This window comes from Sporosarcina ureae (assembly GCF_002082015.1).
GTDB lineage: Bacteria > Bacillota > Bacilli > Bacillales_A > Planococcaceae > Sporosarcina > Sporosarcina ureae_A.
In genome coordinates, this window is the sequence record NZ_CP015109.1 from 39,957 (window position 1) to 61,161 (window position 21,205).

Consider the following 21,205-nt stretch of genomic DNA (forward strand, 5'->3'; position numbering starts at 1 on the left):
CTAGTATTTTCACGTAGAGTCTATTGCATACGTATGCAGAGTGAAAACTACTCTGGTATTCCAACTATTTATGAAATGAGTATGCAAATCAATCAGAATGTAAGCGGTTAAAAATAGGAGGCGTAATGATGGTAAAAGTAATTAAAGCAGGTAAATCACAAGAAGAAGTAGCAGCAAACGACACGAAGGTATCCGAAATTGTTTCTGGTGCATTACAAGATATAGAAACTCGTGGAGATCAAGCAGTCCGTGAACTTTCCGAGAAATTCGATAAGTGGACTCCAGAATCCTTCAGACTTAGTGAATCAGAAATAAAAGAAATTGTGGCGCAAGTGCCAGATAGTGTCATCGAAGACATTAAATTTGCACAGACGAATATTAAAGCGTTTGCAGAAGCGCAGCTTGCTTCATTGCACGATGTAGAAGTAGAAAATATTCCTGGTGTAGTTCTTGGACATAAAAATATCCCCGTAAACAGCGTAGGTTGTTACATCCCAGGTGGGCGCTATCCGATGGTAGCATCTGCGCATATGAGTGTGTTGACTGCAAAGGTTGCAGGAGTGAAACGGGTTATTGCCTGCACACCACCCATCAACGGTGAAATTCCGAAAGCGACTATTGCAGCAATGTATTTAGCAGGAGCAGATGAAATTTATTTACTTGGCGGCATTCAGGCGATGGGGGCAATGGCTATCGGAACAGAAACCATTGAATCGGTCGATATGATTGTCGGACCTGGTAATGCATTTGTTGCCGAAGCGAAGCGTCAATTGTACGGCCGTGTAGGAATTGATTTATTTGCTGGTCCGACAGAGACATTAGTTGTAGCAGACCATACAGCAGATGCGGAAATGATCGCAATTGATCTTCTTGGACAAGGAGAGCATGGACCGACATCCCCTGGAGCGTTGATTACGACTTCTGAAGAACTTGCGTACGAAACCATTAAAGAAATCGTACGTCAGTTGGAAACACTTCCAACAGCGGACGTAGCCAGTGTGTCATGGGAAGATTATGGTCAAATTTTAGTCGTGGATTCAATTGAAGAGGCACGAATTGAAGCGGACCGTTTAGCATTCGAACACGTGGAGATTTTAACAGAGAATCCTGATTACTTCCTCGAACACATGACAAACTACGGCTGCCTGTTCTTGGGGCCAGAGACGAATGTTGCTTACGGAGATAAAGTAATTGGTACAAACCATACATTGCCCACTAAGGGAGCAGCTCGTTACACAGGTGGATTATGGGTCGGTAAATTCATTAAAACGGTTACTTATCAGAAAGTTACTCCTGAAGCCTCTGCATATATCGGTGAGTACGCAGCGCGACTTTGTCTACTAGAGAACTTTGAAGGGCATGCTCGACAAGCACAACTTCGAGTAGATCGATATGGCAAAAAGTAAAGCAAGTTTGGCGGCAAGGTAATTAGGAGGAATGACTATGTTAGGGATGATCGGCCTTTTTGGGGGACTTGCGATCTTAATCTTTTTGACAATGAAGGGAATGAACCTTCTCATTGCGGCGCCCATTACCGCATTATTTATAGCGATTATGAATGGCATCCCGCTTTTCCCACAGTTAGTAGAAGAAGGCGCAGTGAACTTCTTAACTAACTATATGGGTGGATTTACAGGATTTATCGCCTCTTGGTATTTAATGTTCTTAACGGGAGCGATATTCGGTAAGGTGATGGAAGACAGTGGCGGTGCGGATAGTATTTCGCAATGGATTGTCAGTAAAATTGGTATGAAAAGAGCAGCCTTGGCGGTTGTCATCGCGTGTGCAGTGTTAACGTATGGCGGAGTAAGTTTGTTTGTAGTTGCGTTCTCGGTCTATCCGATGGCGTTAAGTCTATTCAAACAAGCTGACTTGCCAAGAAGATTCATTCCAGCTGCACTCGCATTTGGTTCTACAACATTTACAATGACGTCTGCAGGATCTCCTGAAATCCAAAACTGGATTCCGATTGAGTTTCTTGGAACGAGCCCGTATGCAGGATGGGAAGTCAGTATTTTCGCAGCCATCTTCATGTTCTTGTTCGGTTATTGGTGGCTGAAGCGGATGATTTCAAAAGCCGTAGCCAAAGGGGAAAGGTTTGTTGCAAGGGATACAGATAAGGAAGTAGATAGGCAAAGGTCTCTTCCAAATCCGATACTGAGCATGATTCCATTAGTAGTAGTTCTTGGCATCACGTTATTACTACACAACTATCTTGGAACTTCCGCATTAATTATTTCTTTAACCGGTGGTATATTGGCCACGTTTATTTTGAACAAAAAGTACTTTCAAAATTTTGGTCATGCAGTAGGAGAAGGTGCGATGGGCGCAGTCATTGCGATTGCCAATACAGCTGCGGTCGTTGGGTTTGGTGGAGTAGTAAAGGCGACACCGGCTTTTGATGCCGCAGTAAGTGTCATGACAGATATTCCAGGAAGCCCTCTGATCGGTGGAGCGCTAGCAGTAGCCGTTATCGCTGGTTTGACTGGATCATCTTCAGGTGGACAAGCCATCGCATTACCACTATTAGCACCACATTATTTGGACTTAGGTGTAGATCCAGAAGCACTGCATCGAACAGTAGCCATATCTTCAGGTTCGTTGGATTCACTTCCTCAAGGAGGATATGTTGTCACAACGATCCGATCTATTGCTGGTGAAACGCATAAAGATGCGTATCCGGCATTTGGAGCATTGTCTGTTGTCGTGCCTATACTAGGCGCAGCGGTAGCAGTCATTCTGTTTTCGATTGGACTATAAAAATGAAAACCCAACGAGCCGAATATCTGGCTCGTTGGGTTTCTAAATTTCCCAGGTAATGAAAAGGAATAGATATAATGAAGATGATAGGTATGCGTGTACAGAAGTAAGAATAATGGAAGATGTGTACTATCACTTCCCAAAGTTCAATCACTGAGGTATTGTTCAATGTACCGTCTCTGGATAGATAACAGGAAGTTTTAAGCATTTGAAGATTCCAACACTGCAACAAAGATCAGAGGACGTCAACATCACATTATTGGCGTTATTCACTTATGACAGGTTGAAAGATGTGACAGTTGATTAGATAGAAAAATAAAGAAGGATCACTCTAAAAATGATGTGATCCTTCTTTATTTTTTCTATTTGTTCTCAGTTCTGTTTCAAGAATAACAGTAAAATGATAAAAAAGTGCCAATCGCAAAGACGATTCTAGACTGTCTTTGTGATTGGCATTAAAAATTATCTATTGTCTATCTTTTCGGGATATACATCATGTTGAAAAAGTCTTTCTTTAGCCATTTGTTCAAAATACGTTCCAGGTTTTCCGTAATTACAATACGGGTCAATGGAGATTCCACCGCGCGGAGTGAACTTGGCCCATACTTCTATGTATCTTGGCTCCATTAATTTAATTAAGTCTTTCATAATAAGGTTTGCACAATCTTCATGAAAACCTGGGTGATTTCTGAAACTGAACATGTAAAGTTTCAATGATTTACTTTCTACCATTTTCACATCAGGAATATATGATATATATATCGTAGCAAAGTCCGGTTGTCCAGTGATTGGACAGAGGCTTGTGAATTCAGGAATATTAAATTTAACAAAGTAATCATTGTTTTGATGTTGATTCTCAAATGTTTCTAAAACGTCCGGATCATATTCGTAGTTATATTTTGTATGTTGATTTCCAAGTAAAGTAAGATTATGTTCACCTTTTATCGGCATATTTCATTCTCCTTTTAATGTACTTCTGAAATGTTTGGTTCATATATATTTAGTTTCATCACGACTTGTCTAATTCCGCCTGCAACGATTAACTGCATCAAAACTTTTGCTACCCATTGCCCAAGTATTGCATATGGAACTAACTCCCACGGGACAAATTTAAGCCCAAGTGGACCAATGCCGATAATTACAAACAAACTAGAGTCTAAAAAACCAGCTACAATACCAGAAAACAATACTCTCTTTACAAAAGGTAATTTAAAGCGCGTGTAAATTTCAGTATCTGCTGTTTCCGAAATAATAAAACTGAGCGTGCTGGCAAAAACAACCCATAGTTGATCCCCTAGAGAATAACTTGTAAGAGCTGATAATAATAGGGCGACTCCAATTAATATGTATGTTCGATGTCTTCCAAATCTATTTTGGACCATATCTCTCATCACAAGTGTTAAACCAATGAACAAGGTACCGTATGGAATAATTAGCGGACCGAGTTCAAGTGGTGCAAATCGAGCTGTAATTACGTTGGCAAGTATGATGGATAATAAGTAAATTGTTATTCGGATCATGAGACGTGTTCTCCTTGTAGGTATCTCACTAGGCCATCATTTCGTAACTTGCAAGCAGGACATTCTTGGCAACCATCCGCCATCACACCGTTATAGCAAGTTAAGGTGTTTTCCTTTATATACTCTAGCCGACCCATTTGATCAGCCATTTCCCAAACTTCCGCTTTGTCTTTCCGCATCAAAGGTGTGATCAATTCAAAATTATAGTCCATCGCTAAATTTAATGTCGCATTTAAAGAACGAATAAACTCGTCTCGACAATCAGGATATCCGCTGAAATCTGTTTCGCTTACACCGGTAATAACAGCATGTGCCTCAACAGTTTTAGCATAGATTGCTGCAAACGAAAGAAATATATGGTTTCGCCCCTCCACAAACGTATTGGGTACTCTTCCTTCTTCTGCCTCAATTTGCAGGTCGTTTCTGGTCAGGGCGTTCGAAGTTAATTGATTGAGAACGTCCATCTGAATTATTTTTTGTTTAACACCTAAGTCTTTCGCGATTTTTGTAGCACAATCAACTTCTACCTTATGTCTTTGTCCATACAAAAACGTGACGGTTTCTACTTCGTCGAATTCTTCCATTGCCCATAATAGGCAAGTGGTAGAATCCTGTCCGCCACTAAATACTACAACTGCTTTTTTCATTCTACATTCCTCCGTAGTTTTGTTTTTAGAGGGGATGGTTACGAACCCTCTATAATAATCTTAGAATCTTAACTACATATCCCTAAGACACTTATGATTATTAGTAGTTATAATATACACTTGAACGGTATATTTCACAAGTAGACTGAGAGCTCTGACTATTCCTGGTATCTTTCATAACATGTGATTAGAGATGAAGCTATAGTAATGTTTGATCACATTTTTATAAATGCAATAAGAAGGAAAACAGTTTACAATTAGAAAAATGATTTTTCGCTGTACTTGTATACTACAAAGGCATATGTTTAATAAAGATGTCAGCGGGACGACAGCGTTATTCCTTTCAATAAATATAATATGGGATACGAGTGCCTCAATCAGTAAATGCTTGGGAGTATTTGGTCAGTTGCATGTTAATTGAGAAATCATCCTGGACTAGGAGTAAATGAACAGAAAATACTTGTCAGAATGGAGTGTACGTGATGTACGAATTAAAAACTAAAGAAACCGATAGTAGTGTCATTGAATTTATTGAGAGCATCGATCAACTTAAAAAGCGTGAAGATGCTTTTAAATTAGTAGATATCTTTACTGAAGCAACGGGTTATCAAGCAAAAATGTGGGGGCCAAGTATTATAGGGTTTGGAAAATATCATTACAAATACAGGTCTGGTCATGAAGGAGATGCGCCAATCGTTGGTTTTTCCCCACGAAAAGCGAAAATCAGTTTATATTTAACACTGGGTAATGAACAGCGAGAACAATTGTTAAATGGTTTCGGGAAATACACTACAGGTAAATCCTGTATATACATCAACAAAGTTGCGGATATTGAAATAGAGATATTAAAGAATTTAATAGAACAATCTACATGCCTTATAAATGAACTCTATCCAAATCAAGAATAACTAGGTAGTAAAGTACTTGTAATAGGTGTCATTTCTATTAGTAAGCCATGCTATTTTACAAGAGAAGGGGAAAGGTGGGGATTTGCTTGACGATAGATGACATGAGGAATGATTTATCGATCAAAGGGAGAAATGGGATTTCATTTCTTTTGTCTGCCAGTGTAATTTGGTTAATCATTACGATTATATTTATGCAGTCAATAGAAATAGCTCAGAAAAACATATGGATGCTTTTTTCGACTGGTTTGATGTTTCCTCTTTCAGTTGGAATTTCATACGTATTAAAGGCTGAGTGGAAATTTAATAATAATGCTTTAGGGAATCTAGGGTTATATTTAAATTTGGCTCAGATTATCTATTTTCCAATCCTCTTTTGGAGTATGTTGAAAAGCCCATATGACGCAATCATGATTTTTGCCATTATTACGGGGGCGCACTTTTTCACGTATGGATGGTTGTATCATGCAAAACCTTATTATATCGCAGCTCCGGTTATTGCGATCAGCATGATGTTTTTAGGCCTGTATACAAATGCAGACAATTTATGGCTGATTCCTTTCTTTATGGCAGCGTTTTTATTGATTTTAACTATTGCACTTAATATGGACTATAGAAAGACGCGGGAGCGAATGTGAGTTGAATGTATTGAAGTACGATCCCATGCGTAATTGGAAATCTATATTCTGTCAATAAAGCCACATATTTTGAATGATTAAAGATTAAAAGACAGTTCCCATTTCGGAACTGTCTTTTTGCTTAGAAGCTATTGTGTTGTCATAGAATTAGTTACTTTCATTACGGGCAAATCCCTTGTACTTTGTTTAATAAAGTATCTAGACTATGGCTGCTTTTTACGACGCTTGGATGTGTACGTCCTAAAAATTCAGCTTTCTTATACATCACGATTCTTTTTACTTCAATTCTACATAACAGTAAATTTCTTTGGATAGTTTTCAACATATGTATTCCTCCGCAATATATATATTACGCTTCAAATCATGTAGCTGTTTTCTTGCTAGTATGGAAGCAACTTTCTTATCATATACAACGCGTAATGAAAAGTATGTCGCATTTTGGCTGACTTCTATATTGTTGTTGAATTGTGACATAAGTGTGTATAATGATTGATAATTCAAATATAAAGGATGAAATTTTATTTGAATTGGGTCTAATGTACTTCCATTATGCTGAATAAGTACTGAAGATATAAACTACTGTGGCCTATGAAGTTATTCACTTCTATTTAGCTATTTTTTCATAAACTAGTTGTGGCTTTATGTAAAGACAGAAGTTCTAAAATGCAAACTAGGAATACTTTGCGTAATTACTTAACTGCAATTAGATGAAAATTAATAAATCGAATCAGTGATTCATTGTAAAAAATATATAAATAAAAAGAGATTGCCTTAAAATTGTAAGGCAATCTCTTTTGCGGATTAATAACCAATTGTCGAATCGGTTTCCCAGTCATGTCGAGTAGCTTGTCTATGCTGTTTCTGCAGCTGGCGGATCCGTTCTTCGTATTCAATGTTCGCCTCATAATGGTAGGTGAGTGCAATTGACATATATAATTCATTCAGTTGTGAAACCGAAAGGCCTTTTGTCTGCTTCGCTATTGCTTCAACTTGTTGTGGAGACAAAATCTTTTTACGGTCTAGTTTTTCCATATATAGTTTACGGACTGCTTGTGTCGGAGACTTGATTTCATAAGTGCTGTCAAAACGGCCTGCGCGGTTGATGAGAGCAGGGTCGATACGTTCAGGGTAATTGGTCGTCCCGATGATGAATAAGCCGTCACGGACATGCACGCCATCCAGGATGTTCAGAAATGTGCTTCTCATATGTTCTGGCATGGAGTCGATGTCTTCAATTACGAGAATGGCAGGTGCCAGGCGTTCGACTGTATTGAACACTTCTTGTACTGAATGACTACCTGTAAATTCTGTGATTTGCCAGTAGACGACTGGTGCGTCGGTTGTCCCGGTGATAGAACGCACGAGCGTTGTTTTGCCGTTACCGGGAGATCCATACAGCAAGATCCCCCGTTTATACGGCAGTCCGTATTCTTTAAAGAAAGCCCCGCCATCTCGAAAGAATTCATCTATAGAACGGAATAGATCGTTTTTTAAATTTTCATCTAGAAGGACGTCACTACGCTCAATTTGTGTGCCAGCGCCATATGTCTTTTTTTCCATGCCTTCTTCGGTGTCCACTAAATACGTAATATTCGTTTTCATCGCTTCCCGTTGTAGTTGATTCAATACTTCGATGAAATTTTTTACGTGAGTAGCAGATGGTGCAAATACAGTATGTTCCGACCAAGTAGAACCTGTTGCGACATAATAACTGATGTTTGCTATAGCGATTTGATGTTCTGGAAAGAAAAGTAACTGATTGTCGATTGTCTCAGCGTCTTGGAGAGAGAATGTAGTAGCAGATTCGTCTTGTTGGATTTTTTGTGTCGGTAATGTGGCGTATATATGACTAAGTGATTCGTATGGCAATTGTTTGCGATGAATCAACTCAGGGAGCATGGTTTCTGTGTAAGAAGCAAATTCATCTACTTGAATAATTTGCCAATCAGCTGGTGAACGTTGTTGAAGTGCGTCTAGAATGGCTTCAATGACCGCGCCATAATATTGATAATGTGTCAGTTTTTCGTATTGTGCGGACTGTAACGGAATTAAAAAAGATGGTTTCATTAATAGAACACTCTCCTTATAAATAAGTAGATCCTCCTATTAAAGGAGGATCTATGATTATTATTTGGTTTTGATTTTACCTGACCACTGTTTAAATCCACCGCGTAGCTGGTAGATTTCTGTACAACCTTTTTTCTTCAAGAATAACGCAGCACGGCCTGTCCGGCTTGTGTTTTGGTCATAAAGATAAACGGGTTTGTCGGGGCGAATTTCCTTATAGCGTTGTGAGAACTGCGTAAATGGAATATTACGTGCACCTAAAATATGTCCAGCATCGAAATCTTTTGGTTCGCGCACGTCGATCAATTGTGCTTTGCGATATCCTTTAATAAACTCTTCTTGCGTTAAAGTAGTCAATGCTTTTCCGACCCGTATGTATGTGATGACGAAATACAAAATGACCGCGAGCACAGCTGCTCCCAAAATATAATAACTCAAAAAACTTCCCCCTTTATCAATATCTCCATTATAAAGATTATCTGGCATCAGTTCAATCCTAATGATAAAATGAAATGCGTTATTGTTTTTTTCGTTGACGATTTCCTATACTATAAGTGGAGTATTAATGACGAAGGAGAATGGATTATGACAAAAGCAGTATGGCATTATGTAGACTCTGGAAAATGTAGTCCTTCCTTCAACATGGCGCTAGATGAAGCGCTTCTTGATTTACATAGCCGAGGAGAAATCGGACCAGTTCTACGTTTTTATGAGTGGGAACCCGCTACATTATCCATCGGGTATTTTCAGCGTATTGAAAAAGATATCGATATGGAAAAAGTACAAGAACTTGGACTTGGATTTGTCCGAAGACCAACAGGGGGCCGAGGGGTCCTACATGAACATGAGCTTACATACAGTGTGATTGTTAGCGAGCAGTATCCTAATATGCCAGAAACAGTGACAGAAGCATACCGTGTGATTTCTGGTGGATTGTTGCAAGGATTCCGTAATTTAGGACTTCAAGCAGAGTTCTCGATTCCTGACCATGACGTCAAGGAGCAATTAAGAAGCCCAAAGAGCGGTGTGTGTTTTGATGCACCGAGCTGGTATGAACTTGTTGTCGAAGGGAAAAAGGTTGCTGGCAGTGCGCAAACACGTCAAAAAGGCGTGATATTACAACACGGAGCAATCTTGATGAGCTTGGATGTTGATAAATTAACATCTATTTTCACGTATTCATCACCTGCACTGAAAGAGCGAGTACGTAGAACGTTGCCGGATCGTGCCATTGCGATTGACCGATTGACTGACCGAGAGATTTCAGTGGAGGAATGCAAACAAGCCTTTTCCAAAGGATTTGAAGCGTCTCTCGATATTTCGTTGGAACCGCTAGAATTAACACCTGAACAACTAGCTTTAGTTCATCAGATCGAGAAAGAGAAATATGCGAATAATGACTGGAATTTTAAAAAATAAAATTGGTCCTTTGGTTTTATTTTTTTTGTCGAAATGTCGTTATATCAATGATTGTATGTTTTTGAAGAACAACTGTCGATTGATATAGTATTCAATATGTAGTAGATTATTTAATAAGATAAACACTATATATAGTGTTTATAGCGTTATGAGGAGGATGTTATATGGTTACGATGTCGAAGCAAGGCGAACCGATGCTCGATAAACAACAGCTGAATGAGGATATTGAGCAGTTCCCTCAAGTTCACCCAGTCACGGAAGATATGAAGCTAACGCATAGTGGAGTATCTCGTCTAGTGATGATCGATCGGTATTCATTTAAAGATATGGAAAAGAAGACATTGAAAGAGGGCGACTTTGTCGTTCTAACAGTGAGAGAAGATCCGAAATTTCCTGCTCGTGGGTTAGGGTATATTACGAAACTTGATCTAGCGAATGGAAAAGCGGATATTTGGATCGAACCAGAATATCGTTCATCAATCGATGATATGGACGAGCAGCAAAAAGGGATTATTACACGTCCCCTTGATGTGTTGGAGAAGCCGCTAGAGGTGTTCTACGAGCAGATTGCGAAACGTAATGCGACAGGGCTTGCTTCTGTTGAGCAGACGGAAGATAGAAAAACACTGTCGTATAACATGTTCTATGAGCAGTTAAAGGCATTAAACTTCATTCCGGCTGGTCGAGTGCTGTATGGCGCAGGATCAGACACAGATGTTACGTTCTTTAACTGTTATGTGATGCCGTTTGTACCTGATTCCCGTGAAGGGATTTCCGATCACCGCAAGCAAGTGATGGAGATCATGAGTCGTGGTGGCGGTGTCGGAACGAATGGTTCGACATTGCGTCCACGCAACACATTGGCTCGCGGGGTTAACGGTAAGTCATCTGGGTCAGTTTCTTGGTTAGATGATATTGCGAAGTTGACTCATTTGGTTGAGCAGGGCGGTTCAAGACGTGGGGCACAGATGATTATGTTATCTAACTGGCACCCGGATATTTATGAATTCATCATCTCCAAAATGCAGAATCCGCGAATTTTGCGCTATTTGATCGAAAACACAGAAGATGAATTGATTAAGAAGCTGGCAGATGAGAAATTGAATTTCAAACCTTTGACAGCACAAGAAGAAGCGATGTATCAAAGCATCACAAACTATAAACTAATTCCAGGTCAAGGTGGCTTTAACGCAGCGATTATCCGTGACGCTGAGCTGAAGCTTCAGGATGGTGGAACATACACTGTTCATAATCCAGAATTCCTGACAGGAGCGAATATTTCCGTAACGTTAACGGACGATTTCATGAAAGCGGTGGAAGAAGACGCGGATTACGACTTACGTTTCCCAGCTGTCGAAAATTATTCACCTGAACAAATGAAGCATTATAACGAACAGTGGCATGAAGTTGGCGACGTACGTGAATGGGAGCGTCAAGGTCACGAAGTTCGTGTGTATCGTACGATCAAAGCACGCGCACTATGGGATTTGATTAATATCTGTGCTACGTATTCGGCGGAACCGGGCATTTTCTTTATTGATAATGCGAATGACGACACGAATGCGAAAGCGTACGGACAGCAAGTTGTAGCAACGAATCCGTGTGGTGAAGTTCGCCTCACGTTAAAAATTGCGGGATGAAGCGGGAAAGCTGAGAAATAGTATAGTTAAAAAAACTAAATTGACGAGGGGCTTATGAAAAAAACATGTAAAACTTGTGGTGTTACTAAATCTGTCATTGATTTTGAAAAAAGAGTAGATAGCAAAGATGGTTATAGACAACAATGCAAAGTATGTAAAAAGGAACATTCAACTTATTCTAGAGCTAAGTGGGCTGAAAGCGATCATATCTCTTTTTGGAGAGTTAGATCTTACAGCTTTAACAATGCAAAAGGAAGAAGGACGGGAATTGCCGCAAAGGTAATTATCAACTCCGAGCCTGTTTCAGCAATAGAACTGAAGTTACTTTATGATACTGATCCTTGTTGCCATTATTGTAGAATACCACTAAGTAGAGAAAATATTGTTTTTGACCATAAGCAACCACTTTCAAGAGAAGGGAAACATGAAATTAATAATATTGCTATTTCCTGCGATGATTGTAATAATTTAAAAGGAATTAGAAATATGGAGGAGTTTCAAAAATTTCTTCTTGATTATATACGTCGATTTTGAAGTTAATTATACTTGCCAATCCGAACCGAAGGCTAGAAGTAAATTTTTAGTCAGGGGCAACGCATACCTGGTGATCCTGATTGATATTGATCAGACTATAATCCAGGCACGAGACCGCAACACTGAATGAAAGAAGCAGTGAAAATGTATGCTGAACTTACAGGAAAACAACTGTAAGAACTAGAGGATAAAAAGCCTTTAGGATAACAACTGGAACAACCACTTGCACCATATTCTGTCTGTAATTTAGCTGCTGTCAATCTTGCTGAGATGGCAGACAAAAATACGAAGACGGTTAACTTTGAAAAATTGAGAGAGACGGTACGGACTGGTGTACGTATGCAAGATAACGTCATCGATGCTACACCGTACTTCCTTGAAGAAAATAAAGTACAAGCCCTTGGCGAACGCCGTGTAGGTCTTGGTGTTATGGGACTTGCAGATCTTCACATCTATTGTGAAAAAGAATACGGCTCGCCTGAAGGAAATCAATTAGTGGATGAGGTATTTGAAGCAATTGCGACAACTGCTTACCGCGAATCGATTGAATTAGCGAAAGAAAAAGGAAGTTTCCCGTTCCTAATTGGTAAAACGGATGAAGAAACGAAAGCATTACGTCATGCTTTCATTAATTCTGGCTTTATGAAGCGCATGCCGGAAGATATCCGCGAATCGATTGTGGAATATGGAATACGTAACTCACATCTCCTAACTGTTGCTCCAACGGGTAAATGAATTGCCCCCGATGCAAGTAATTGCATCGTGAACATCTGGCTATATGCGGGAAACTCTGAGAATCCTTTTGTACCTGTAACTTGCCATTACGCTTAAGGTAAAAATCAAAAGGTGCAGACAATCCGCAGGGAAGTCATGGCTGACCCCTCAACGACTACACGCCGGACAACCGATTTATCCATTACAATCTCTTTGAAAGAAGTGAATTGCTTTGGAGAAAAAATGTTTAAATTGCTCAGTCATTATCAAAGTTAAACCAAGCCATTATGAAATAGCAAACGAATTAAGTAATTTACTAAGTGTTTGTGAACCTTGCCACCGAATAATTCATTCTGGTAATAATCATCCTAGCAAGTTTAAACAAAAATTAAAATCGGTTGATGATATAGTCTGACCCATGTGGCGACATATGGAGCGGGTACTGATAACCCCGCCCTCCTTGAGTAAGGAGAGTAACAAAAGTGAGTACTGGGACAATGGTAGGAGTTTCAACAGGGTTAGAACCTTATTTCTCATTCACATACTACCGCAGCGGACGTCTAGGTAAATTCATTGAAGTAAAAGCAGAGATAGTAGAAGAGTATTTGCAGGCTAATCCTGATGCAGATCCGGACAATTTGCCTGAGTGGTTTATATCTTCAATGGAACTAGCGCCAGAAGCACATGCGGATGTACAATGTATCATTCAGCGCTGGATCGACAGCTCTATCTCTAAAACAGTTAACGCACCGCGTGGCTATACAGTGGAGCAAGTTGAGAGTGTCTATGAAAGATTGTATAAAGGCGGAGCAAAAGGCGGTACGGTGTACGTAGACGGTAGCCGTGATGCACAAGTGCTGACTCTGAAAGCGGAAGATAATATTCCCGACACAGAAGAGGTAGTCGACGTGACAGAACAGCCGAAAGTCGTGCTCGTCAATACGATTCAAGCATTGCGTTCTACCAACGTCACGATCGGTTCAGAAGTGGGCGACACATGCCCGGTTTGCCGACAAGGTACAGTAGAAGAAATTGGTGGATGTAATACGTGTACGAATTGCCAAGCGCAATTGAAGTGTGGACTATAATTAAATAGTAAAAAAACCCCGAATGCTCTCATTATGCATTCGGGGTTTTTATGTACAAAAATGTAATGTATGCTATCTTTTTCACTTAAAATATAAAGTAAATTAAAAAGTTGAATTATTTTAAAAATCTATGTTGATATAATTTTCTAAATATTATATACTAATTAAAAATTGTTTGATTCATTAGTAATCAATCAGACAACTACATTAAAAGACGAGAAAGAAGGGTTTCTATGCTGACATTTTTATCATCTATCGTCTTGCTAATTATTGGTTACCTAACGTATTCAAAAGTGGTTGAAAAGGTATTCGTGATTGATGATGCAAGGAAAACACCCGCTTATACACAGGCTGATGGGATGGATTATGTTCCGATGAGCTGGTGGAAAGGCTGGTTGATTCAATTACTGAACATCGCAGGTTTAGGTCCGATATTCGGCGCAATTGCAGGTGCGTTATATGGACCTGTTGCATTCATTTGGATTGTGTTCGGCAGTATTTTTGCTGGTGCCGTACATGATTATTTTTCTGGAATGTTATCATTAAAACACGGTGGTGCTCAATTCCCTAAAATTGTAGGGGAATATTTAGGAGATATCGCTAGACGTTTCATTAACGTGATTTCCGTTGTACTAATGGTTCTAGTGGCGGCTGCCTTTACTGCAGGGCCAGCTCAACTTATTTCATCCATTACACCGCTATCATTTATAGTATCTCTTATCATTATATTTGGATACTTCGTGTTGGCAGCCATCTTGCCGATCAATAAAATTATAGGACATTTATATCCGTTGTTCGGAGTGGTTTTGATTGTTATGGCAGTTGGAATCGGTGGCGCATTACTATTTGGACCCGAGAAAATTCCGAATTTAACTTTGCAGAACTTACATCCTGGAGAATTACCTATTTGGCCATTGCTGATGGTGACGATCTCTTGTGGAGCAATTTCAGGTTTCCACTGTACGCAAAGTCCAATTGTTTCTAGAACGATGAAAAAAGAATCGGAAGGCCGTAAAGTATTTTATGGTGCAATGATTGCAGAAGGTGTCATTGCGATGGTCTGGGCTGCGGCAGGCATGACATTCTTTGGCGGTACGGCAGGACTACAAAGTGCTCTCGCTGCGGGTGGTCCAGCAGGTGCTGTGAATGAAATCTCGAGCACATTGCTTGGATCGTTTGGCGGGATGTTAGCTATTTTAGGGGTTATTATTTTGCCAATTACGACGGGCGATACGGCTCTTCGTTCAGCGCGTATGATTTTCACTGAAGCGACTTCCAAATGGTTAAACCCCGGTAAAAAATGGGTGATTCTTGCTACGACATTGCTGTTAGGTGTACCTATGTTCTATCTATCAACTATCGATTATTCGTTCTTATGGCGTTATGTTGGCGGAACGAATCAATTAGTAGCCGCCGTCATGCTCTGGACAGCAACGTCTTTCTTAATTAGAGAAAAACGAGCGCATTGGATCGCAGGAATTCCTGCGATGTTCATGACCGCAGTTGTCGTGACGTACTGGATGTATGCGCCTGAAGGTCTGCATCTAGACTACGCTGTATCGGTAGGCACAGGAATTGTAGTATCAGGTGCAATTGGGGTGTTTTACTTGCTGAAAGTGATTCAAGCGAAACAAGTCCCCGTGATTGTAAGCGAGCAATAAAAAGAAAAGGCCTTTAGCGAATGCGCTAAGGGCCCTTTCTTTGCACTCTTATAATTTTTGTAGAAAAGTAAAAGCCTCGAACTAAAAATACATTCGAGGCTCTTTGTGTACTCTTATGAAAGAAGAGGTTTTGGCTCTTTCGCTTCATCTGTTTCTATCGCAATTTGTGGATTCAACACACCTACTCCGTGTTCTTCCACTTCCAATAACTTTTCGAAAGAAGCAATGGCAACTTCTACTTGCTTGTCGTCTGGCTCTTTTGTTGTCAGTAATTGTAACCAAAGTCCAGGGTAGCCTAGATAACGAAGTACCGGTACGTTGCGCACTGCGTTCGTTAACTGTAATACTTCAAATGACACGCCGAGCACTACAGGAATCAATAAAATCCGATTAAGGACGCGCAACCACAGTGGATCAGTTGGTACTAAGAAGTAAATGAACATCCCGACGATTACCGTAAACAAAATGAAACTACTACCGCAGCGATAATGTAATCGAGATTGTGACTGTACGTTTTCTACTGTCATTTCCATATTACTTTCGTAGTTATTGATGACTTTATGCTCTGCACCGTGATATTGGAAAACCCGTTTGATCAGCGGCGTCATGGAAATTAATCCAATATACGTTAGCAACAAGAATAATTTAAAGAAGCTCTCGATCATAATTTGCGCTGTTTTACCGGGTGCAACGGATTGGAACAACTCTGCTAAGAAAACAGGAACGAGTGTAAAGACGAACTTACCGAAAATAAACGATAACACTCCGACAGCCGCCACGCCAAGAATCATTACGAGTTTCGACGTCTCTTCTTCTTTCGCATGTTCTTCTTCTTCACCTGGCATCACGTCGTAGCGATCACTCGCAAACGTCAGATGCTTCGAACCATTACCAGCCGATTCAATTAACGCGACAATTCCGCGGATTAAAGGAATCTTTTTTAATTTAGTGCGTACAGGATGTGATTCTCTCGGTACGTGGTAGTACTCGATCGAATCATCTTTGCGACGAATTGCTGTCACCGTATCTTTCTTTCCGCCAAACATTACACCTTCTATAAGTGCTTGACCTCCGTATGCTGGAGGAGTTTTCTGTTGACTCATAACATACCCACGCTTTCTGTCGTAAGAAACGATATTCTCATTGTACTAAAAAAAGTGAAATTGCACCATTGAGATGTTTAAAAATGTGTAAATAACCCGACACTGGAATGGGAGGTATTGTTATGAAAATCACTACTACGCATGTCTGGACCGCGATTATGGCTGCGGTACTCTCTATAATTTCACTAAAATTCCTACAGGTTTTTAAATTTATAAAATGGTCGCCAATTGGCTGGACGAAAAAACTTCATATGTTTACGACGTTTCCCGGTTGGCTTAAATGGGTCGTATTAGGAGTGATCTGCTTTTTGCTGTTCTTTATCCTGTACTTTATTGCACGTTTGACGTGTAAAGTTCCGCCGACTGTTTCTTCATTGATCGTCACAATCATTGCGATTCTATTCATTGAATGGATGATCCATGTCAAAGCGGATTTGACGATGACACAATTCATTAAACGAATATCGATACCATTTGCTTGTCTGTTTGCCATGATCTTTCGTTTTGTTATAGGGACGTCTGTCTACATGAAAAAAACGTTCGGCTAAAACAGTTTTAGTATGTCCTGCTAACTCATTGTGCTAGAATAGGAAAGAAAAATGAGTGGGAGGGGATTAAATGGAACTGTTACTCTTAAATGGTCCAAACCTGAACCGGCTAGGCAAAAGAGAGCCGGATATTTACGGGGCGGAGACACTTGCGGATATAGAGGGCCGAATTCAGCGTCTGGCCAATGAATCGGACATTACGCTTTCATGCTTTCAATCCAATATAGAAGGCGAGCTCATCAACCGCATTCACGATGCAGGGGATCAGGAAATCGATGGGATTATCTTTAATCCAGGCGCATTTACACACTACAGCATTGCCCTTCGTGATGCGATTGCTTCTATTTCCGTTCCGGTAATTGAAGTTCATATCTCCAACATACATACTCGCGAAGAATTCCGGCACACGTCTGTCATTGCGCCTGTAGCGGCAGGACAGCTTTGCGGTTTTGGAACAGCGGGCTACGATCTCGCCTTCCAAGCGTTTTTGTTAAAACGAGAGGAGAGACAATCTTGAAAATAGAGAAATTAAGAAAATTATTGAAAGAACAGCAACTCGATGCATTAGTTATCACAAATCCTTACAACCGTCGCTATATGACGAACTTCACGGGATCTGCAGGGACTGCGATTGTTTCGCAAGATGATGCAGTGTTCATTACTGATTTCCGTTACATGGGGCAAGCCAATGACCAACTGTCTGGCTATCGTATTGTCCAGCACACAGGCACGATGATTCAGGAAGTTGCGAACCAAGTGAAAGAAATGAAGATCGATACACTGGGCTTTGAAAAAGAAGATCTAAGCTACAGCCAATTTGAAGTGTATAATGAACATATAAAAGCAAAACTAGTGCCAGTCGCTGGTTTAATAGAGAAGCTGCGTTTAATCAAGACACCAGAAGAAATCACAGTATTAAAGCAAGCGGCGGCAATCGCAGACGCGGCATTCGTCTATATTTGTTCGGTCATCCAAGCAGGTAAAACGGAGCTGGAAATTGCCAATGAATTGGAATTCTTCATGCGGAAACAAGGCGCGACTTCCTCTTCATTTGACATAATTGTTGCTTCTGGCGAAAGAGGGGCTTTACCGCATGGGGTAGCATCTGATAAAGTGATTGAGACTGGTGATTTAGTTACAATGGATTACGGAGCCCTCTATAATGGGTATATCTCTGATATTACGAGAACAGTTGCGATCGGTGAGCCTTCTGCTAAACTTCGTGAAATCTACGAAGTCACGTTACGCGCCCAAGAACTGGGTGTAGAACAGATCAAGCCTGGCATGACAGGTATCGAAGCCGATGCAATTACACGCGACTATATCAAGTCTAAAGGCTATGGTGAAGCATTCGGTCATTCGACGGGTCATGGGATCGGCATGGAAGTTCACGAAGCTCCAGCCTTATCGTTCCGCTCTAAAACAGTGCTTGTACCGAATATGGCGGTAACAGTGGAACCTGGAATTTATCTTCCTGGTATTGGCGGCGTGCGAATTGAAGATGATATACTAATCACAGAAACAGGTAATGAACGTTTGACAAAGTCTACTAAAGAGCTGCTTATTTTATAATCGCTTAAAAATGGAGGAATACGAATGATTTCAGTAAACGAATTTCGTACAGGATTAACAATTGAAGTGGATGGTGACATTTGGCGCGTAATGGACTTCCAACACGTAAAGCCAGGTAAAGGTGCAGCGTTTGTTCGTTCGAAACTACGTAATTTACGCTCAGGAAACGTCAATGAAAAGACATTCCGTGCGGGAGAAAAAGTAGAGAAAGCACAAATTGACAACCGTAAAATGCAGTATTTATATGCTGACGGAGATATGCACGTATTCATGGATAACGAATCATACGAGCAGATTGAACTATCTGAAAAGCAACTTGAATATGAACTGAAATTCTTGAAAGAGAACATGGAAGTGCATGTGATCACGTATAAAGAAGAAGTACTAGGCGTTGATTTGCCAATAACAGTTACGCTTGAAGTAGCCGAAACAGAACCTGGAATTAAAGGTGACACAGCAAGCGGCGGTTCTAAGCCAGCTAAGATGGAAACTGGCGTTGTCGTCCAAGTGCCATTCTTTGTTAACCAAGGTGACATGTTGGTCATCAACACAGAAGAAGGAGAATACGTTTCTCGCGCATAATTAGATACGTAACGAGGGTGTCCCAGAAATGGGGCATCCTTTTTTGCGTGGGACAAAATTCAAGTACAAAATCTCAGTTCAATGTGAGTGGTTCGTGATGGATTTTCCAGCTGGCAGAGTTTTCCCTGGGCACGCGTCCCTTCTGAAGTGCATATCTCCACCTCCATACAAACTCCTTTCTAACTCTTTCAATCAACAATGACTCTTATACTTTTATACGTTTGCATATCTTAGAAGCATACTTCATAGAGTGGACTATGGAGGAGGCGTAGCGGGATGGAACTGAATGATTTATTGCGCATCGCCGGCGTCGGATTGGTGATAGGGGTACTTCACGTGTTCTTCGAGCAAACAGGCAAGAAGGAGTTTTCATTTTTCCTATTTTTCTTAGCATACCTGTATATCTCGATCGAGTTGCTGATGTTCCTCAGAATATTTTTTACAGAGATCACGGAATTCTTTAGCTGGCTATCTATGGCGATGTAAATGGCAATTCTCTTTCAATTATTTGTCGTGTATCTCTTGCTACTTTTGCTTTCATTTGCTGCACCTGCCCTGCATCCCATTCTCTATACCGCACTATTCTTACTGGTCACAGTGTATGTATTGTTCACGGTTCTTGTACCTTTCGGGTCGACATTGTTAGCGTTGACGGATAAGTTACCGTCGCCTTATGCAACGCTGCTAGTAGTGAGTGCAGGTCTGTATTATGTAGCGGAGGTTCTGTCGCTTCAGATGAAAGACGAAGGGTACGGGGCATATGGGCAGCTGTTTCAGACCAGCATGAAAGTAGTCATCATGACATTGTGGCTGCCGTATATCACGCAATTGATTGAGACGATTCACGCGTTCATTCCCTGGTGAACGAATCCTAACATTAATGAATGGACGAGACTTCTATGCTGAATTTTCTGCAGGAAAGTATCGCGGGCATCATCGGACCATTTTTCTTGTTGCTCATTATGCTGCTCATTGCTTCTCTGGTCGATTTCTTTCTTCCGGCGTTTCAAAAGTGGACGAGGTTTCTGTTGCTCATCCTTATTTTAGTATTGTTAATTGAACCAGCTAGAGAAAGTTTTGAGCAAATTCAAGAGATCACGCATTCCATTGCTTCTTTATTCCTTGGCATGTACCCGCTAATTGCCGCGATGATTTTGGCATCCGGTGCAACGTTTGGCGTCTTGAATTTCCAACCCGCTATGCTGTTATTTGCACAAGGGGCTGTCGTGTTTGCAGATAAGTTCCTGTTGCCAGTGCTATTGACGGCGCTGTTGTTTGACATCTTTACGCGATTGGTGCCGGAGATTGCCTTCACAAGAATGGCGGATTTATTGCGTACGTCATTGCTTGCGCTTGTTTCTGCCATGGTTGCAGCGTATTCCATTTTCATCACAGCGGGTGGTGCGTTGTCCTGGACGATGAACGGAGCTTTGAATGAACCGTTAAAAGAGCTGATTAAGAATAATATTCCGGTTATCGGTTCATTGTTGACTGACACGCTTGGGTCGATTGGTCGTTATTCTTCCGGTGCAACGGCTTATATGAGTGTTTGGTTGCTCGTATCTATTTGGACGATTGCATTATTGCCGGCGGTGAGGATTCTATGTATTGCCTTTTTGTTTAGATGGACTGCGGCAATCGTCGAACCGTTTTCGCAAAAGGAAATATGCGGGTTATTGGATGATATTGGCCGTACGTTGTTTGTGTTATGTGCTATTTCGTTTTTACTGACATTCGCTTTCATCTATACAACAATTTTCATTGTGACGTTCATTAAACTGATGACGTTCGGGAAATGAGGCGAGTG

The 21,205-nt window shown here is 40.6% G+C and carries 21 protein-coding genes and 3 pseudogenes; 17 read left to right on the forward strand and 7 right to left on the reverse strand.

Annotated features, from left to right (window positions below; all coding sequences use genetic code 11):
• Positions 1-128: 128 nt before the first annotated feature.
• A complete protein-coding gene (gene hisD, locus SporoP17a_RS00230; protein ID WP_083030668.1) occupies positions 129-1,406 on the forward strand; it encodes a histidinol dehydrogenase in 1,278 nt (425 codons plus the stop codon).
• A gap of 37 nt (positions 1,407-1,443) precedes the next feature.
• Positions 1,444-2,760 (forward strand): GntP family permease, encoded by a 1,317-nt coding sequence (locus SporoP17a_RS00235; protein WP_083030671.1) that lies wholly within the window; start codon positions 1,444-1,446, stop codon positions 2,758-2,760.
• 462 nt (positions 2,761-3,222) lie between these two features.
• Here the strand turns inward: SporoP17a_RS00235 and queF are convergent, their stop codons facing one another.
• From queF to queC, 3 genes are read right to left on the reverse strand one after another with little or no spacing between them, the layout of a single operon-like run.
• A complete protein-coding gene (queF, locus tag SporoP17a_RS00240) occupies positions 3,223-3,711 on the reverse strand; it encodes a preQ(1) synthase (RefSeq protein WP_083030673.1) in 489 nt (162 codons plus the stop codon).
• Positions 3,712-3,725: 14 nt separating this feature from the next.
• On the reverse strand, positions 3,726-4,277 hold the full coding sequence (locus tag SporoP17a_RS00245) for a VUT family protein (protein ID WP_083035799.1): 552 nt from the start codon (positions 4,275-4,277) through the stop codon (positions 3,726-3,728).
• Positions 4,277-4,927 (reverse strand): 7-cyano-7-deazaguanine synthase QueC, encoded by a 651-nt coding sequence (gene queC, locus SporoP17a_RS00250; protein ID WP_083030676.1) that lies wholly within the window; start codon positions 4,925-4,927, stop codon positions 4,277-4,279. The genes SporoP17a_RS00245 and queC overlap by 1 nt, the downstream gene beginning before the upstream one ends.
• A 482-nt stretch (positions 4,928-5,409) precedes the next feature.
• Here queC and SporoP17a_RS00255 point away from each other — a divergent pair, with 482 nt between their 5' ends.
• Positions 5,410-5,835 (forward strand): DUF1801 domain-containing protein, encoded by a 426-nt coding sequence (locus SporoP17a_RS00255; protein ID WP_083030678.1) that lies wholly within the window; start codon positions 5,410-5,412, stop codon positions 5,833-5,835.
• A gap of 86 nt (positions 5,836-5,921) precedes the next feature.
• The gene (locus SporoP17a_RS00260) at positions 5,922-6,470 is read left to right on the forward strand and encodes a DUF7010 family protein (RefSeq protein WP_083030680.1); all 549 of its coding nucleotides are present in this window, start codon (positions 5,922-5,924) and stop codon (positions 6,468-6,470) included.
• 160 nt (positions 6,471-6,630) lie between these two features.
• Here the strand turns inward: SporoP17a_RS00260 and SporoP17a_RS00265 are convergent, their stop codons facing one another.
• The 3 genes from SporoP17a_RS00265 to SporoP17a_RS00275 all read right to left on the reverse strand — a co-directional run bounded on the left by SporoP17a_RS00265 (position 6,631) and on the right by SporoP17a_RS00275 (position 9,023).
• Positions 6,631-6,795 (reverse strand): aspartyl-phosphate phosphatase Spo0E family protein, encoded by a 165-nt coding sequence (locus SporoP17a_RS00265; RefSeq protein ID WP_083030682.1) that lies wholly within the window; start codon positions 6,793-6,795, stop codon positions 6,631-6,633.
• Between the two features lie 476 nt (positions 6,796-7,271).
• Complete coding sequence (locus tag SporoP17a_RS00270; protein WP_083030685.1) at positions 7,272-8,537, reverse strand: ATP-binding protein; 1,266 nt, start codon at positions 8,535-8,537, stop codon at positions 7,272-7,274.
• Positions 8,538-8,597: 60 nt separating this feature from the next.
• Positions 8,598-9,023 (reverse strand): rhodanese-like domain-containing protein, encoded by a 426-nt coding sequence (locus SporoP17a_RS00275; protein ID WP_083030688.1) that lies wholly within the window; start codon positions 9,021-9,023, stop codon positions 8,598-8,600.
• 99 nt (positions 9,024-9,122) lie between these two features.
• Here SporoP17a_RS00275 and SporoP17a_RS00280 point away from each other — a divergent pair, with 99 nt between their 5' ends.
• The 6 genes and pseudogenes from SporoP17a_RS00280 (at position 9,123) to SporoP17a_RS00305 (ending at position 15,593) form a co-directional block, all read left to right on the forward strand.
• Complete coding sequence (locus SporoP17a_RS00280) at positions 9,123-9,956, forward strand: lipoate--protein ligase family protein (protein WP_083030690.1); 834 nt, start codon at positions 9,123-9,125, stop codon at positions 9,954-9,956.
• 164 nt (positions 9,957-10,120) lie between these two features.
• A pseudogene (locus SporoP17a_RS00285) lies at positions 10,121-11,566 on the forward strand (vitamin B12-dependent ribonucleotide reductase); the annotation flags it as partial.
• An 84-nt stretch (positions 11,567-11,650) separates the two neighbouring features.
• Positions 11,651-12,130, forward strand: a complete 480-nt coding sequence (locus SporoP17a_RS00290) for an HNH endonuclease (RefSeq protein WP_083030693.1) — start codon at positions 11,651-11,653, stop codon at positions 12,128-12,130.
• A gap of 213 nt (positions 12,131-12,343) precedes the next feature.
• Positions 12,344-12,859: pseudogene (locus SporoP17a_RS00295) on the forward strand (ribonucleotide-diphosphate reductase subunit alpha); the annotation flags it as partial.
• Positions 12,860-13,329: 470 nt separating this feature from the next.
• Positions 13,330-13,932, forward strand: a pseudogene (locus tag SporoP17a_RS00300) (ribonucleotide-diphosphate reductase subunit alpha); the annotation flags it as partial.
• A 233-nt stretch (positions 13,933-14,165) separates the two neighbouring features.
• Positions 14,166-15,593, forward strand: a complete 1,428-nt coding sequence (locus tag SporoP17a_RS00305; protein ID WP_083030696.1) for a carbon starvation CstA family protein — start codon at positions 14,166-14,168, stop codon at positions 15,591-15,593.
• 113 nt (positions 15,594-15,706) lie between these two features.
• On the opposite strand, the gene SporoP17a_RS00310 is transcribed toward SporoP17a_RS00305, so the two are convergent.
• The gene (locus tag SporoP17a_RS00310; RefSeq protein ID WP_083030699.1) at positions 15,707-16,696 is read right to left on the reverse strand and encodes a DUF1385 domain-containing protein; all 990 of its coding nucleotides are present in this window, start codon (positions 16,694-16,696) and stop codon (positions 15,707-15,709) included.
• A 122-nt stretch (positions 16,697-16,818) separates the two neighbouring features.
• Between SporoP17a_RS00310 and SporoP17a_RS00315 the strand changes: the two genes are divergently transcribed.
• From SporoP17a_RS00315 to SporoP17a_RS00345, 7 genes are all read left to right on the forward strand, one after another.
• Positions 16,819-17,244 carry a hypothetical protein gene (locus SporoP17a_RS00315; RefSeq protein WP_083030702.1) on the forward strand — a complete coding sequence of 142 codons (426 nt, stop codon included), beginning with the start codon at positions 16,819-16,821 and terminating at the stop codon, positions 17,242-17,244.
• Positions 17,245-17,314: 70 nt separating this feature from the next.
• Positions 17,315-17,761 (forward strand): type II 3-dehydroquinate dehydratase, encoded by a 447-nt coding sequence (gene aroQ / locus SporoP17a_RS00320; RefSeq protein ID WP_083030705.1) that lies wholly within the window; start codon positions 17,315-17,317, stop codon positions 17,759-17,761.
• Positions 17,755-18,816, forward strand: a complete 1,062-nt coding sequence (locus SporoP17a_RS00325; RefSeq protein WP_208859822.1) for a M24 family metallopeptidase — start codon at positions 17,755-17,757, stop codon at positions 18,814-18,816. The genes aroQ and SporoP17a_RS00325 overlap by 7 nt, the downstream gene beginning before the upstream one ends.
• Before the next feature lie 24 nt (positions 18,817-18,840).
• Positions 18,841-19,398 (forward strand): elongation factor P, encoded by a 558-nt coding sequence (efp, locus tag SporoP17a_RS00330; RefSeq protein WP_083030711.1) that lies wholly within the window; start codon positions 18,841-18,843, stop codon positions 19,396-19,398.
• 276 nt (positions 19,399-19,674) lie between these two features.
• The gene (locus SporoP17a_RS00335) at positions 19,675-19,884 is read left to right on the forward strand and encodes a hypothetical protein (protein ID WP_029054553.1); all 210 of its coding nucleotides are present in this window, start codon (positions 19,675-19,677) and stop codon (positions 19,882-19,884) included.
• A complete protein-coding gene (locus SporoP17a_RS00340) occupies positions 19,885-20,262 on the forward strand; it encodes a stage III sporulation AC/AD family protein (protein WP_083030713.1) in 378 nt (125 codons plus the stop codon).
• A gap of 35 nt (positions 20,263-20,297) precedes the next feature.
• Positions 20,298-21,197, forward strand: a complete 900-nt coding sequence (locus SporoP17a_RS00345) for a stage III sporulation protein AE (protein ID WP_167693349.1) — start codon at positions 20,298-20,300, stop codon at positions 21,195-21,197.
• Positions 21,198-21,205: the final 8 nt, after the last annotated feature.